Source organism: Microbispora bryophytorum (assembly GCF_043197435.1).
GTDB lineage: Bacteria > Actinomycetota > Actinomycetes > Streptosporangiales > Streptosporangiaceae > Microbispora > Microbispora bryophytorum.
This window is the reverse complement of the sequence record NZ_JBICTF010000014.1, coordinates 73279-86573: the sequence shown is the minus strand read 5'-3', so window position 1 is coordinate 86573 and position 13295 is coordinate 73279. Positions and strand designations below refer to the sequence as shown.

Genomic DNA, 13295 nt, shown 5'->3' with positions numbered 1-13295 from the left:
TCAGCTCCCCGTCGATCGGTAGCGGCGGATCCCCGCACGCCAGGCGAGCGCGGCGACGGCGGCCAGCGTGAGCGCGGCGGCGGGGGACAGCAGGCCCGTCCAGGACGGCAGGCCGAGCGGATCGGGCCGGCCGAGCACGTAGAGGCCCGGCTGCCAGTTGACGAACGCCAGGGGCAGCGCGAAGGTCATTCCCCGGACGATGCGGGCGTCGTAGACGCTCAGCGGATACTGCGTGAGCATCGCCCCGCCGTAGGTGAAGGCGTTGGCCACCTCGGGGGCGGCGGTGAGCAGGAACTGCACCGCGCCGCCGAGCGTGAACAGCGCCGCGAAGATCACGATGCCCGAGACCACCATGACAGGCACCATCCAGACCCGGCCGAGGGGGACGTCCAGCCGCGTCAGGCCCACGGTCAGCACGGCTCCGGCCTGGATCGACCGGCCGAGCCGGTGCGGCGTGAACTGGTCGGCCGCGACCTGCACGAAGGGCGACGCGGGCCGGATCAGCATGGCGTCGAGCGTGCCGGCCCCGATGTGCCGGCTGACCCTGTCGACGTTGCCGAACAGCAGGTCGGCGAGTGAGAAGGCCAGTTGCGACGCGCCGTACAGGAACATGACCTCGGTCAGCCCGAAGCCGGCCAGCTCGTCGGTGTTGGCGAAGATGACCCAGATGACCGCGATGTCGAGGCCGCCGACCACCAGCCCGCCTACCGTCATGAGCGCGAACGACAACGGGTACTGCGCCGCCGCCCGCGTCCACGTCCAGGCGAGCAGCGCGTACGTCCTGATCATCGGCGCTCACCCACCCTGGATCACGACCTTCCGCCGGGCGGCGCCGGTCATGAGCGCGCCGAGGGCCAGCAGGACGGCGGCCCACAGGGCCTGGAAGCCGAGGGCGCGGGCGGGGTCGGCCGTGCCCAGGTAGACGTCGGCGGGCACCTGCGCCATCGCCGACCACGGCAGCGCCCGGGCCAGGTCACCGAACCATCCGGGAAAGATCGCCAGGGGCAGCATGAGCCCGCTGAAGAACGTCGTGAGCACCATCGACAGCACCCCGAGGCCCCGGTCGTCCATGACCCAGCAGGTGGCCAGCGCGACGATGTAGCGCCACCCGAAGCTCACGACCACGCCCAGGGCGACGCTGAGGAGGAACGCGGCCGGGGAGTGCGGGGCGACGACGCCGAACAGCAGCGCGCCCACGAGGGTCGGCGGACCGCCGCGGGCGACGAAGAGGTACGCCGCGCGGCCGAGGTCCTCCGACAGGCACCACAGCTGGAGGGACGCCGGGCGGACCAGGTCGAGCGCGACGTCGCCGGTGCGGATCCGCTGCGGCAGGTCCAGGCCGCCGCCGAACAACTGCATCGGGCCGATGAACGCCTGCGTGAGGAACGTGAAGGTGACCGCGCCCGCCACGTCGTATCCCCCGAGGCCGGGACGGGCCTGCCACAGCGCGATCAGCACGTACGCGCGCAGCACCCCGAAGACGGTGTTGGTGAACGCCCCGGCGAGGGCGGCGGCCCAGTAGGTCGCGTGCCTGCGGAAGCCGTACCAGGCCAGCCGGGGATAGAGGGAGACGGCGGCGCCGTGGCCGCCGATCACCGCGCGGCGAGGCGGTGGAGGATGCGCACGGGACCCCCGCCGTCCTTGTCGTGATCGTCGATCGGATGATTTTGCTGAGCGTTTACCATCGCGCGGCGACCGGGCTCGGCACGGGGCCGATCCCGGGCCGATACCGGGCTGACACCGGGCTTCCCGGGGGCGGCGCCGCCCCCGAATATCCATCCAGAGGTGGCCCGTGTCCTGCGACGTTACCTTGTCGTAACCTTGCCGTAAGGGGAGTGAAACATACCCAACGGTAGAACGGATGACCTAAAGGGGAATGTCCCTTTTGGGAGGCTTGCATGACACATGAGCTGAACGTAGACATTCGTCCGGAATATCCGGTTAGTTGGCAGGCCGCTGCGATCAACGGGGTCCTGCGGGGCACCATGAGACCGATCTCCACCATCCTCGTCCGCAACACCGCGGGGATGGCCGTGGCCAGCCGCATCATGTGCCTCGGCGAGCGGGTCCCCGGCATCCTCCCCAAGCACGTGTCCATCGTTCCAGACAGGTCCGGCTCGTGCACGGGGGAATGGGTGCACGGCGGACCCGGCCTGGACGAGCGCAAGGTGGTGCTCTACTTCCACGGCGGGGCCTACTTCGTCTGCTCCCCGGCCACCCACCGGCCGATCACGTGGCGGTTGTCGGCCGCGGCCGGCTGCCCGGTGTTCTCCCTCGACTACCGCCAGGGGCCGGTCCACTCCCTCGCCGAGTCGCTGTCAGACGCGCTCCAGGCGTACGAGCACCTGCTCGACCTCGGGTACGCCGCCCAGGACATCGTGCTGGCCGGGGACTCCGCCGGGGGCCACCTCACCCTCGCGACGCTGCTGTCCCTCCGCGACCGGGGCATGCCCCTCCCCGCCGCCGGAATCTGCCTGTCCCCCTGGGCCGACCTCAGCTCCCACCGCCGCCGTGCCAACGTCTGGTCCGACCCCATGCTCCCGGCCGGCCGCGTCGACTGGCTCGCCCGCCGCTGGACCGACGGCCTCGACTGCTTCGACCCCCTCGTGTCCCCCGTGTACGGCGACTACACCGGCATCCCCCCGCTGATGATCGTCACCGGCTCCACCGAGGTCCTGCGCGACGAGGTCCGCCGGGTCGCCGTCAGGGCCCGCGAGACCGGCGTGCAGGTGACCTACGAGGAGTGGAACCGCATGCCGCACATCTTTCCCCTTCTCGCCGACGTCCTCCCCGAAGGCCGCCTGCTCTTCGAGCACGTCTCCCGCTTCCTCGACGCCGTCCAGGCCCACCGCCCCACCTCCGGCGTCGAGGCCGCCTGAAGGGAAACGGCGACCGCCGCCGGAATATGCGGCCACCGCGCCGTCCGCACGCTGAAAGATTCACGGCGTCGCGTACGTGATCGGCGGTTCGTGAACACGCACGGGTCCGGTACCGGAATGGCAGGTGCGAATTCCGTCGTCCTGGGCAGCCGAATAAATGGGACCTGGTGTCCGCCGGCTCTGGAGGTCGCCTATTTCGCGGCTGGCCTTCTGTGGTGATGGCGGCGCTGGTCGATCGGGCGGGGCCGCCGCGGTGGCCGGGGTCAGCAGGTGACGGTGTATGCCGGAGTCGTGTAGGTGGCGTAGTCGCCGTAGCCCGAGGTGCTGTACGCCTGGAACTGGGCGGAGGCCTGGTACGACCCGGACTGGCAGGCGACCCCGGCGTCGCAGGAGACCGACCAGCTGGTGGTCCCGCAGACGTTGCTCGCGACAGCGCTGCCGTTGCGCCGCAGTTGCACGTCGACCTGCAGATAGTCGATCGATGAGGAGCAGGAGACGGAGGCGTTCACCGCGACGGCGGCGCCGCCGGCCTGGGTGAAGTAGAGGCTGGGTGAACAGGTGCCTCCGAGGAGACCGGCAGACGCGGCGGCCGCCTGGGCGGCGGGGGCGCCGGGCACCGCGCACAGCAGCATCGCGACACCGGCGGCGAACAATGTGCCTTTCAGTTTCATCGGCCTCACCTGACTTCATTGGGGGGAATCGGGGCGGGTGGGCGGGGCGTTCGTGAATCCGCGGACGATCGCCGCGCGAATGAGTGCCGAATTCCGGTTTCCAATTGGATCTTCGTGGCGCGATTCTAACCGGGATCAGGCGATAACGGCACTCCCGCTCGCCGCCGGCCGGAAAAGCGGATGACCGGAAAGCGGATGACCGGAACGGCATGCACACGAGGCACGCGAATTGCCGCAGGCGAGCGATATTGCGAATGCTCGAAGAGTGGTCGATCACACGGTGTTCGATCACAGGGTTTCGATCACGCGGAACGGGGGGCGCGTGCGCTCAGGTCGTGACCGTGATCCGATTCCGGCGAACGGCGGAGAGCGTGTTCGAGCGGGGGTCGAGGGACGGCGGGCGTACCTCGCCGTTGGGGCAGCCGTCGTGCAGCGATCAGGGGCACCCCTTGGGGGAGAGCGGCGCTGATTTGTGGCAAATGAGGCCTATGTGACCTGCGGCTTCTCCAGCTGGGCTAACCGAAAGGTGTCATTGGGCTTACCTCTCATGCCGCTTGCCGCTACTTGAGCGCGTGGCGCGTTCCAACCGGCCACAGTGGCTGTGCGGCACTTCGAGAGAGGTAGCTTCCGTATGGCACGTGGCGGAACGGCTTCCCAGAACGGCATGCCACCCGGTGTGCGCCCGCTGACCGTGGGCGATCCGGTCGTCATCGGGCGCTACCTGCTGCTCGGCCGGCTGGGCAGCGGCGGAATGGGCGTGGTCTACCTGGCCGAGCACCCCGGCGGGGGGTACGTCGCGCTGAAGACGCCGCATCCGGTGCACCTGGGAGACCCCACTCTGCGGGCCCGCTTCGCCGAGGAGGTCGCGCTCTCCCGGCGCGTGGTGCCGTTCTGCACGGCCGCCGTCATCGAGGACGGCCTGGACGGCGAGCGGCCGTACCTCGTCAGCGAATACGTCCCCGGCCCCGCGCTCTCCCAGGTGGTGGCCGCCCGGGGGCCGCTCACCCCCGACCTCGCGTACGGCGTGGCCCTCGGCACGGCCGCCGCGCTCGTGGCCACCCACGAGGCCGGTCTTGTCCACCGGGACCTCAAGCCCGGCAACGTGCTGCTGTCGTCGCACGGGCCGTTCGTCATCGACTTCGGGATCGCCCGCGACCTCGACGTCGCGATGGCGCACACGCAGGCCGGGCAGATCATGGGCAGTCCGGGGTGGGTCTCCCCCGAGCGGCTTCGCGGCCACCACGCCATCCCCGCCTCGGACGTCTTCTCGTGGGGCTGCCTGGTCGCGTTCGCGTCGACCGGGCTGCATCCGTTCGGCGCCGGCGACCTCGATGTGCTCACCCGGCGCATCCTGGTCGAGGAGCCGCGGATCGACGCCGTGCCGAAGCCGCTGTGGGGCGGCGTGGCGGCGGCGCTGCGGCGCGAGCCTGCCGACCGTCCGGACGCGGCCTGGTTGCTCGCCTCCCTGCTCGCGGCGGGCGGGGTCCACGGGACCGCCGACCCCCGGCGGGCGGTCGCCGCCGTGCTCGACGAGATCTGGCAGCCCGTGCCTCATCCGTCGGGGATCACCGGCCGGGCCGCGCGGGGGCGGCGCACGCGGGGCAGGGACTCCCGGGAAGCGGCACAGGCATCGGCGAACCCGACACAGGGCGGATGGGCACAGGGCGGGTCGGCACAGGGCGGGTCCACACAGGGCAGGGTGGCGCGGCGCAGGGCGGCGCGCTCGCGGGCGCAGGTGTCCCACGCGGGCTTCGCGGCGCTCGCCACCGTGACGATCGCGGCGGTGACGGTGGTGGCGGCGGGCGCCGGGTCGGCCCACATGAACAGCACGGCCGATCCGCCGCCCGCGCTGCCCGTGGTCATCCCCGGTGAGGACAGCGCCCTGCCGCCGGAGGACGTGCTCGGCACCGCCCGGCCGCCGGTGGTGCCCATCGTGGACGGCGCCCGGCCCAGGGTGACGGTGACGGCCACGCGGACGATGCCGCCGCCCGGGACGGTTCCCAGGCCGGCGACCGAAGACGGCGGGCGGACGACCTCGGCGCCCTCGCCCTCGGCGGCCGGAGCCACCCTGCGTCCGCCCGGCGGCGGGCACTGCGTCACCGGAGGGCCGAAAGACTGCGGTTCCTCTCGGCCCTCCCCACCGGGACACCCAGACCGGCCCGGCCGGCCCGGACGCGGCGGTCAGCCCGGACAGGGGGGCCGGCCCGGACGGGGCGGTCAGCCCGGTCAGCCGGGTCAGCCGGGGGGCCAGCCGGGGCAGACCCGCCCGCCGATTCCGCCGGTGATCAGCCAGGAGCCGCAGTGGGGCGACGGGGAGTCGCCCCCGCCGAGCCCGAGCCCGCCGCCGGAGAGCCAACCGCCCAGCGTGGTGGCCACCCCCGCGCCGTCCATACCCTGAAACGCCGTCCCGGCCGGATGCCTCCATGCAGCATGCTGTGTGTCCATGGAAGCAGCTCTCGAACTCGACGACGTGACCGTCCGCGTGGTCGGCCGGACTCTGGTGACCGGCGCCGGCTGGCGGGTGGAGCACGGTCAGCACTGGGTGATCCTCGGCCCCAACGGCGCCGGCAAGACGACGATGCTCTCGGTGGCCGCGGCCGTACGGCACCCGAGCTCGGGGACGGCCACGGTGCTCGGGCGGCGGCTCGGCGCGGTCGACCTGCGGGAACTGCGCCGGAGCATCGGCCTGGTCGCGGCGAGCCAGCGGCTCGTGGACGCGTCGCTGCTGGAGGAGGAGGGCGCCACCGCGTTGACCGTCGTGCTCACCGGGCACACCGGGACGAGCGCGCCGCTGTGGGACCGGTACGGCGAGGAGGAGCGGGAGCGGGCGCACCGGCTGCTGGCCGACCTCGGCTGCAAGGACCTGGCCGACCGCAGGTTCCAGGTGTGCTCGCAGGGAGAGCGGGCCCGGGTCAGGGTGGCCAGGGCGCTGATGGCCGACCCGGCGATCCTGCTGTTCGACGAGCCGTTCGCGGGCCTCGACCTGCCGGCTCGGGAGGACCTGATCGAGGCGCTGGAGGACCTGGCCCGCACCCGCCAGGGGCTCACGACCGTGATGGTGACGCACCATCTGGAGGAGGTGCCGGCCACCACCACGCACGCCCTGCTGATGCGGGACACCCGCATCCTGACCGCCGGTCCCGTGGGAGAGGTGCTCACCGGGCCGAAGCTGTCCGAGTGCTTCGGCCGGCGGCTGCGCATCGACTCGCTGGACGGCCGGTGGTACGCCCGCGCGCAGCGCGTCTGACCGGCCGTCCGGGATGTCCGCTGTGGTCAGCTAGTGAGCCGCGGCGAACTGCGCCTCCTCCGTCGAGCCCTTCAGGGCCGTCGTGGAGGAGTCCGGCGCGATGGCCGTGCTGACCAGGTCGAAGTATCCGGTGCCGACCTCGCGCTGGTGGCGGGTGGCGGTGTAGCCGTGCTGCTCGGCGGCGAACTCGGCCTCCTGGAGCCCGACGTACGCCGGCATGCCCTCCTGGGCGTAGCCGCGGGCCAGGTCGAACATCGAGTAGTTCAGCGAGTGGAAGCCGGCCAGGGTGATGAACTGGAACTTGTACCCCATGTGGCCCAGCTCGCGCTGGAACTTCGCGATCGTCGCGTCGTCCAGGTGCTTCTTCCAGTTGAACGACGGCGAGCAGTTGTAGGCCAGCATCTGGTCGGGGTGCTCCCGCTTGATCGCCTCGGCGAACTGGCGGGCCACGTCGAGGTCGGGCGTGGAGGTCTCCATCCAGAGCAGGTCAGCGTACGGCGCGTAGGCGATGCCCCTGGCGACGCAGGCGTCGACGCCGTTGCGGATCCGGTAGAAGCCCTCGGCGGTGCGGTCGCCGGTGCAGAAGGCGCGGTCGCGCGGGTCGACGTCGCTGGTCAGGAGGGTCGCGGCCTGGGCGTCGGTCCGCGCGATGATCAGGGAGGCGACGCCCGCCACGTCGGCCGCGAGGCGGGCCGCGTTGAGGGTCTTGATGTGCTGGCCGGTGGGGATCAGCACCTTGCCGCCGAGGTGGCCGCACTTCTTCTCCGAGGCGAGCTGGTCCTCCCAGTGCACGCCCGCGGCGCCGGCCTCGATCATGGCCTTCATCAGCTCGAACGCGTTGAGCACGCCGCCGAAGCCGGCCTCGGCGTCGGCGACGATGGGCGCCGGCCAGTGCGGTGCGTCCTCGTCGCCCTCGGCCCAGCTGATCTGGTCGGCGCGCAGCAGTGCGTTGTTGATCCGGCGCACCACGGCGGGGACCGAGTTGGCCGGGTAGAGGCTCTGGTCGGGGTAGGTGTGACCGCTGAGGTTGGCGTCGGCGGCCACCTGCCAGCCGGACAGGTAGATGGCCTTGAGGCCCGCCCTCACCTGCTGGACCGCCTGGTTGCCGGTCAGCGCGCCCAGGGCGTGGACGTAGTCCTCCTGGTGCAGCAGGCTCCAGAGGCGCTCCGCGCCCAGCCGGGCCAGCGTGTGCTCCTCCTGCACCGAGCCGCGCAGGCGGACCACGTCTTCGGCCGTGTAGGTCCGCTCGACGTTCGTCCACCGCGGATTGGTGTCCCAGTCCTGCTGCAGCCGCTGGGCGGCTGCGGTGAGGCGATCCGACATCTCCGGTCACTCCCTTGTTGCGTACGTTGTCGTCACCTGGGGGCTTGCTTCGAGTTTGTGTCGATATCAAGACACTCACAAGGAGGCATCGGGCGAAAGAACGCCAAATATTCTTCCTCAGGTAAGACTCGCTGGTATTCGAAGGTGAAGAAACGCAGAGTTTCCGCTGTGGACTAGACCAATCTGACCGGTGTCGATCTCACGCCGATGGAAGAAACGCCGATTTTCCGCGTAAGATCGGTCTATGACCTCCGTTCTGGGCGAAGAACCGCTGTCTTTGACGCACGAGCTCGATCTCCTGGCCTTCGGCCAGCGGCTCAAGCACCTGCGCAAGCAGCGCGGTCTCACGCTCTCCGACCTCGGCGATCGGGTCGGGCGTGCGCCCAGCCAGCTGTCACTGCTGGAGAACGGCAAGCGCGAGCCCAAGCTGTCGCTGCTGAAGTCGCTGGCCGCGGCGCTGAACGTGCCGGTGGAGGAGCTGCTGCGCAGGCAGGCGCCGAACCGGCGAGCCCAGCTTGAGATCGCCCTGGAGGAGGCCCAGCGCGACCCGCTCTACGCGGGGCTCGGACTGAGCAGGCTGAAGGTCTCCTCACGGGTGCCCAACGACGTGCTCGAGCACATCCTCGGCCTGTTCGAGGAGCTCAAGGCCAGGGAGGCGAAGGGCACGGCCACGCCGGAGGAGGCGAGGGCGGCCAACGCCGAGCTGCGGCGCAGGCAGCGCGAGCTGGGCAACTACTTCGAGGAGATCGAGAAGGCCGCCGCCGAGGCCCTGACCGCCGTCGGCTACCGGACCGGCGCGCTGTCGGAGAGCACCGTCCAGGCACTCGTGTCGCACTTCGGGTTCGCCGTGCACACCGCGCCCGACCTGCCGCGATCGGCGCGGTCGGTGACCGACCTGCGCAACCGGCGCATCTACGTCAAACGCCAGCAGCTGGGCATGCACACGCCGCGTACCGTGCTGCTGCAGACCCTCGGGCACATCGCGCTCCAGCACCACAAGCCGCGCGACTTCGCCGACTTCCTGCGCCAGCGGGTGGAGGCCAACTACTTCGCCGCGGCCGTCCTCGTGCCCGAGGCGGCGGCCGCGCCGTACCTGCGGGAGGCCAAGCAGGACAAGGCGCTGTCGGTGGAGGACCTGCGCGACGTGTTCGCGGTGTCCTACGAGATGGCGGCGCACCGGTTCACCAACCTCGCGACCCGCCATCTCGACCTCGTCTGCCACTTCGTGCGCAACGACGCCGGAGGGATCATCTACAAGGCGTACGAGAACGACGGGATCGTCTTCCCCGCCGACGAGCAGGGGGCGATCGAGGGCCAGCGGATGTGCCGGCAGTGGTCGGGCCGCCAGGTGTTCCTGTCGCCCGACCGGTTCTCGCTGTACTACCAGTACTCCGACTCGCCCACCGGCACGTACTTCTGCATCGCCCACGTGGACCCGTCGCAGGAGAAGGACTTCGCGATCACGCTGGGCGTGCCGTACCGGGAGTCGCGGTGGTTCCGCGGGCGCGAGACCACCCACCGCACCAAGTCGAACTGCCCGAACGGCGAGTGCTGCCGCCGCCCGCCGGCCGAGCTCGCGCAGCGCTGGGAGGGCTACGCCTGGCCGTCGGCGCGCGCCAACTCCCATGTGCTCGCCGCGCTGCCGCCCGGGTCGTTCCCCGGTGTCGACGAGGCCGACGTGTACGCCTTCCTGGAGCGCCACGCCGCCCACGGCTGAGCCGCGCCGCCCCGATGCGCGGCGTGGCGGGGTGCTCGCGCCGGGAGGGGATCGCGCTGATCGCCTCCTTCCGCCCGCCGCATAAGGTGATGCCAGTGAACGTGGCGGACAGGGGGAGGGCGGGCGTGCTGCCTGAGGTGGAGGCCTGGCTGAGTCGGCGTACCTCGTCGGCGGCCGACTGGCCAGCCCGCGCCCTGCTGTCCGAGAAGGGACGCGCCACCGTTTCGGTGGTGCTGCCCGCGAGGAACGAGGAGGAGACGGTCGGGGAGATCGTCTCCGCCGTGCGGCGCGACCTCGTCGAGGCGGTGCCGCTCGTGGACGAGCTGGTCGTGATCGACTCCCGGTCGTCGGACGGCACGGCGGAGCAGGCCTTACGCGCCGGGGCGAAGGTCTTCGCGCAGGACGAGATCCTGCCCGAGCTGCACGATCCGCGCTACGACGGCAAGGGCGAGGCGCTCTGGAAGTCCCTCGCGGTGACGACCGGCGACCTGGTGGTGTTCGTCGACGCCGACCTGCGCGAGTTCCGGACCTCGTTCGTGACCGGACTGCTGGGGCCCCTGCTGACCGACCCCGCGGTCGGGTACGTGAAGGCGTGCTACGACCGGCCCCTGCTCGGCGCGAGGGAACCGAACGCCGGGGGCAGGGTCACCGAACTGGTCGCCCGGCCGCTGCTCAACCTGCACTGGCCGCTGCTGGCCGGATTCGTGCAGCCGCTCGCGGGCGAGTACGCCGGCCGCCGCGCGGTCCTGGAACGCGTGCCGTTCGTCACCGGATACGGCGTGGAGCTGGGGCTCCTCATCGACCTCCTGGACATGCTCGGGCTCGACGCGCTCGCCCAGGTCGACCTGGGCCGCCGGGTCCACTCCCACCAGTCCACGGAGGCGCTCGGCGGGATGGCCGGGCAGATCATGCACACTGCCTGGGCGCGGCTGGAGCGCCAGGACAAAATCGTTCCGTTGCACGAGCCGTCCACCCGGCTCGTCCAGTTCGAGCGGGGGCCCGCGGGGCACCGCCCGCTGACGCGGGACGTCGGGGTGGCCGAGCGCCCGCCGATGGCGACGGTCCCGCAGTACGCGTCCCGGCTGCGCTGATCGGCTCCTTCCGCCGTGCTGTTACCGTTGGTAACACCGAGAAGAGGAGAGCCCCCGATGACCTTCTGCCCCGAGTTGAGCGACGACCTTCGCGAGCTGCGCACCTGGGTCCACGAGTTCGCCCGCGACGTCGTCCGCCCGGCTGGGGTGGAGTGGGACGAGCGCGAGGAGACGCCCTGGCCGGTCATCCAGGAGGCCGCCAAGATCGGGCTGTACTCGCTGGACTTCTTCGCCCAGCAGTGGTTCGAGGAGTCGGGGCTCGGCCTGCCCGTGGCGTTCGAGGAGCTGTTCTGGGGGGACGCCGGGATCGGCCTGTCGATCGTGGGCACCGGCCTCGCCGCCGCCTCCATCGCCGCGAACGGCACCCCCGAACAGATGGGGGAGTGGCTGCCCCAGATGTTCGGCACCGCCGACGACGTCAAGCTCGGCGCGTTCTGCTCCTCGGAGCCCGACGCGGGCAGCGACGTCGGCGCGATCAGGACGCGGGCCGTCTACGACGAGGCGAAGGACGAATGGGTCCTCAACGGCGTGAAGACCTGGGTGACCAACGGCGGCATCGCCGACGTCCACGTCGTCGTGGCCTCGGTAGACCCAACCCTGGGCACCCGGGGCCAGGCGTCCTTCGTCGTCCCGCCGGGCACGCGCGGCCTGTCCCAGGGGCAGAAGTTCAAAAAGCACGGCATCCGCGCCTCGCACACCGCCGAGGTCGTCCTTGACGACGTACGGGTGCCCGGCCGGTGCCTGGTGGGCGGCAAGGAGAAGCTGGACGAGCGGCTCGCCCGGGTGCGCGCCGGCGCGCGGTCCGGTGAGCAGGCCGCGATGCGGACCTTCGAGACCACCCGTCCGCTCGTCGCCGCCATGGCCGTCGGCGTCGCCCGTGCGGGCTACGAGTACGCCCGGGACTACGCCCGGGAGCGCGAGCAGTTCGGGCGCAGGATCGGGGAGAACCAGGCCGTCGCGTTCCTGCTCGCCGACATGGCCACCCGGGTGGACGTCGCCCGGCTGATGACCTGGCGGGCGGCGTGGATGGCTCGGCACGGCCGCCGGTTCGAGCAGGCCGAAGGGTCGATGAGCAAGCTGGTCGCCAGCGAGACGGCCGTCTGGACGACCGAGCAGGCCATCCAGATCCTCGGCGGGGCGGGTTACACCCGCGAGCACCCGGTCGAGCGCTTCCACCGCGACGCGAAGATCTTCACCATCTTCGAGGGCACCAGCGAGATCCAGCGCCTCATCATCGGCCGCTCCGTCACCGGCCTCCCCGTCCGCTGAGGTGTACGCCATATGAGTGGAGAGCAGGCCACCTGGGTCAACCGGGTCCGCGGCCTGGTGCTGGGCCTCGCGTTGGGCGACAGCCTGGGGCGCGGCACCATGCCTACGTCCGGGCCCATAGTTGCCGGAGTGAGCACCCAGCTGGCGGCCTTCACCATCGACGGCGTCATCCGGGCGTCGATCCGCGGTACGCACAAGGGCATCTGTCACCCGCCGTCGGTGGTCTGGCACGCATACTGCCGATGGGCCGCTTTGCAGGGCATTGAGATGCATGACGAGCATCGGCACTGGTCGGAAGGATCGGACCACTGGCCGGACGGATGGCTCGCCGGCGTACCGCAGCTGCGGGAGCGGCGCGGGTCCGCGCCCGCCACCGTCAAGGCGCTGAACCAGCCGGAACAGGGCACTATTCGCCGCCCGGCCACCCACAGCCGTGGCTTCCACGCCCTCACCCGCTCCCTGCCGCTGGCCGCCCTGTCACGGACGATGAGTGGGATCCAGCTCGCGGATCTCGCCCGTGACGTGGCCGCGCTGACGCACGGGGACCCCCGCGCGCACGAGGCGACGGCGGCCGCCGTGGTCCTGGCCGGGCGATGCCTGTCCACGCGCCGGCTGGAGGAAGCGGCGGAGCCCGATACCGACCGGCCCTGGCCGCCGGCCACGGGGACGCTCCTCGATGAGGCGTGTGCGATCCTCGCTCAGGCCCGGCAGGCTCCCCGGCAGAAGGCCCGGCTGGCGCGGGTCGCACCCGATGCCACCGCACCGTCGGCTCTCCTCGGTGGCGTGTACGTCGCGGCATCCTGGCCGGAGCCGGCCGAGGCGTTGGAGGCGCTGGCCTTCGCCGCCACGGCGCCCGACGGCGATTGCGTCGCCGCCGTCGCCGGCGCCATGCTCGGAGCCCTGCACGGCGTCGACGTGTGGCCGGTCGAGCTTCTCAGCAGGCTGGAGTTGGCCTGGGTCATGGACACCCTCGCACGCGACCTGGTGTCGGAGGTGACCGACAGCCCGGGCGGCAGCGGGTACACGCCTCCGGAGGACCCGTTCTGGCTCGACCGCTACCCCGGGTGGTGATCTCGCCAGGCGAGAAGGCCTGTGGTC

At 71.5% G+C, this 13295-nt stretch carries 11 protein-coding genes; 7 read left to right on the top strand and 4 right to left on the bottom strand.

What is annotated here, in order from left to right:
- Together ACGFIB_RS34315 and ACGFIB_RS34310 are read right to left on the bottom strand one after the other, a co-directional pair.
- Complete coding sequence (locus tag ACGFIB_RS34315) at window positions 1-789, bottom strand: ABC transporter permease (protein WP_393377478.1); 789 nt, start codon at window positions 787-789, stop codon at window positions 1-3.
- Window positions 790-795: 6 nt separating this feature from the next.
- Complete coding sequence (locus ACGFIB_RS34310) at window positions 796-1596, bottom strand: ABC transporter permease (RefSeq protein WP_393377475.1); 801 nt, start codon at window positions 1594-1596, stop codon at window positions 796-798.
- Window positions 1597-1985: 389 nt separating this feature from the next.
- Between ACGFIB_RS34310 and ACGFIB_RS34305 the strand changes: the two genes are divergently transcribed.
- Complete coding sequence (locus ACGFIB_RS34305; protein ID WP_223853665.1) at window positions 1986-2879, top strand: alpha/beta hydrolase; 894 nt, start codon at window positions 1986-1988, stop codon at window positions 2877-2879.
- A 263-nt stretch (window positions 2880-3142) separates the two neighbouring features.
- On the opposite strand, the gene ACGFIB_RS34300 is transcribed toward ACGFIB_RS34305, so the two are convergent.
- Window positions 3143-3550 (bottom strand): hypothetical protein, encoded by a 408-nt coding sequence (locus ACGFIB_RS34300; protein ID WP_393377472.1) that lies wholly within the window; start codon window positions 3548-3550, stop codon window positions 3143-3145.
- 631 nt (window positions 3551-4181) lie between these two features.
- Here ACGFIB_RS34300 and ACGFIB_RS34295 point away from each other — a divergent pair.
- Window positions 4182-5948, top strand: coding sequence for a serine/threonine-protein kinase (locus ACGFIB_RS34295; RefSeq protein WP_393377469.1), 1767 nt, complete (start codon window positions 4182-4184; stop codon window positions 5946-5948).
- 45 nt (window positions 5949-5993) lie between these two features.
- Window positions 5994-6797: an ABC transporter ATP-binding protein gene (locus ACGFIB_RS34290; protein WP_393377466.1), complete on the top strand. Its 804-nt coding sequence runs from the start codon at window positions 5994-5996 to the stop codon at window positions 6795-6797.
- Window positions 6798-6827: 30 nt separating this feature from the next.
- Here ACGFIB_RS34290 and aceA read toward each other — a convergent pair whose 3' ends face one another.
- Window positions 6828-8120, bottom strand: coding sequence for an isocitrate lyase (aceA, locus tag ACGFIB_RS34285; RefSeq protein WP_393377464.1), 1293 nt, complete (start codon window positions 8118-8120; stop codon window positions 6828-6830).
- Window positions 8121-8364: 244 nt separating this feature from the next.
- On the opposite strand from aceA, the gene ACGFIB_RS34280 reads away from it, so the two are divergent.
- The 4 genes from ACGFIB_RS34280 (at window position 8365) to ACGFIB_RS34265 (ending at window position 13268) form a co-directional block, all read left to right on the top strand.
- Window positions 8365-9837: a helix-turn-helix domain-containing protein gene (locus ACGFIB_RS34280; protein WP_373292594.1), complete on the top strand. Its 1473-nt coding sequence runs from the start codon at window positions 8365-8367 to the stop codon at window positions 9835-9837.
- Between the two features lie 125 nt (window positions 9838-9962).
- A complete protein-coding gene (locus tag ACGFIB_RS34275) occupies window positions 9963-10928 on the top strand; it encodes a glucosyl-3-phosphoglycerate synthase (RefSeq protein WP_357161918.1) in 966 nt (321 codons plus the stop codon).
- Between the two features lie 57 nt (window positions 10929-10985).
- A complete protein-coding gene (locus ACGFIB_RS34270; RefSeq protein ID WP_357247600.1) occupies window positions 10986-12197 on the top strand; it encodes an acyl-CoA dehydrogenase family protein in 1212 nt (403 codons plus the stop codon).
- A 12-nt stretch (window positions 12198-12209) separates the two neighbouring features.
- The gene (locus tag ACGFIB_RS34265; RefSeq protein WP_393377461.1) at window positions 12210-13268 is read left to right on the top strand and encodes an ADP-ribosylglycohydrolase family protein; all 1059 of its coding nucleotides are present in this window, start codon (window positions 12210-12212) and stop codon (window positions 13266-13268) included.
- The last annotated feature ends 27 nt before the right edge of the window (window positions 13269-13295 follow it).

Excerpts from the sequence above, each read along its gene's own strand:
- ACGFIB_RS34315 (WP_393377478.1), bottom strand. The coding sequence starts at position 789 with ATGATCAGGACGTACGCGCTGCTCGCCTGGACGTGGACGCGGGCGGCG.
- ACGFIB_RS34305 (WP_223853665.1), top strand. The coding sequence starts at position 1,986 with ATGAGACCGATCTCCACCATCCTCGTCCGCAACACCGCGGGGATGGCC.
- ACGFIB_RS34300 (WP_393377472.1), bottom strand. The coding sequence starts at position 3,550 with ATGAAACTGAAAGGCACATTGTTCGCCGCCGGTGTCGCGATGCTGCTG.
- ACGFIB_RS34295 (WP_393377469.1), top strand. The coding sequence starts at position 4,182 with ATGGCACGTGGCGGAACGGCTTCCCAGAACGGCATGCCACCCGGTGTG.
- ACGFIB_RS34290 (WP_393377466.1), top strand. The coding sequence starts at position 5,994 with ATGGAAGCAGCTCTCGAACTCGACGACGTGACCGTCCGCGTGGTCGGC.
- aceA (WP_393377464.1), bottom strand. The coding sequence starts at position 8,120 with ATGTCGGATCGCCTCACCGCAGCCGCCCAGCGGCTGCAGCAGGACTGG.
- ACGFIB_RS34280 (WP_373292594.1), top strand. The coding sequence starts at position 8,365 with ATGACCTCCGTTCTGGGCGAAGAACCGCTGTCTTTGACGCACGAGCTC.
- ACGFIB_RS34270 (WP_357247600.1), top strand. The coding sequence starts at position 10,986 with ATGACCTTCTGCCCCGAGTTGAGCGACGACCTTCGCGAGCTGCGCACC.
- ACGFIB_RS34265 (WP_393377461.1), top strand. The coding sequence starts at position 12,210 with ATGAGTGGAGAGCAGGCCACCTGGGTCAACCGGGTCCGCGGCCTGGTG.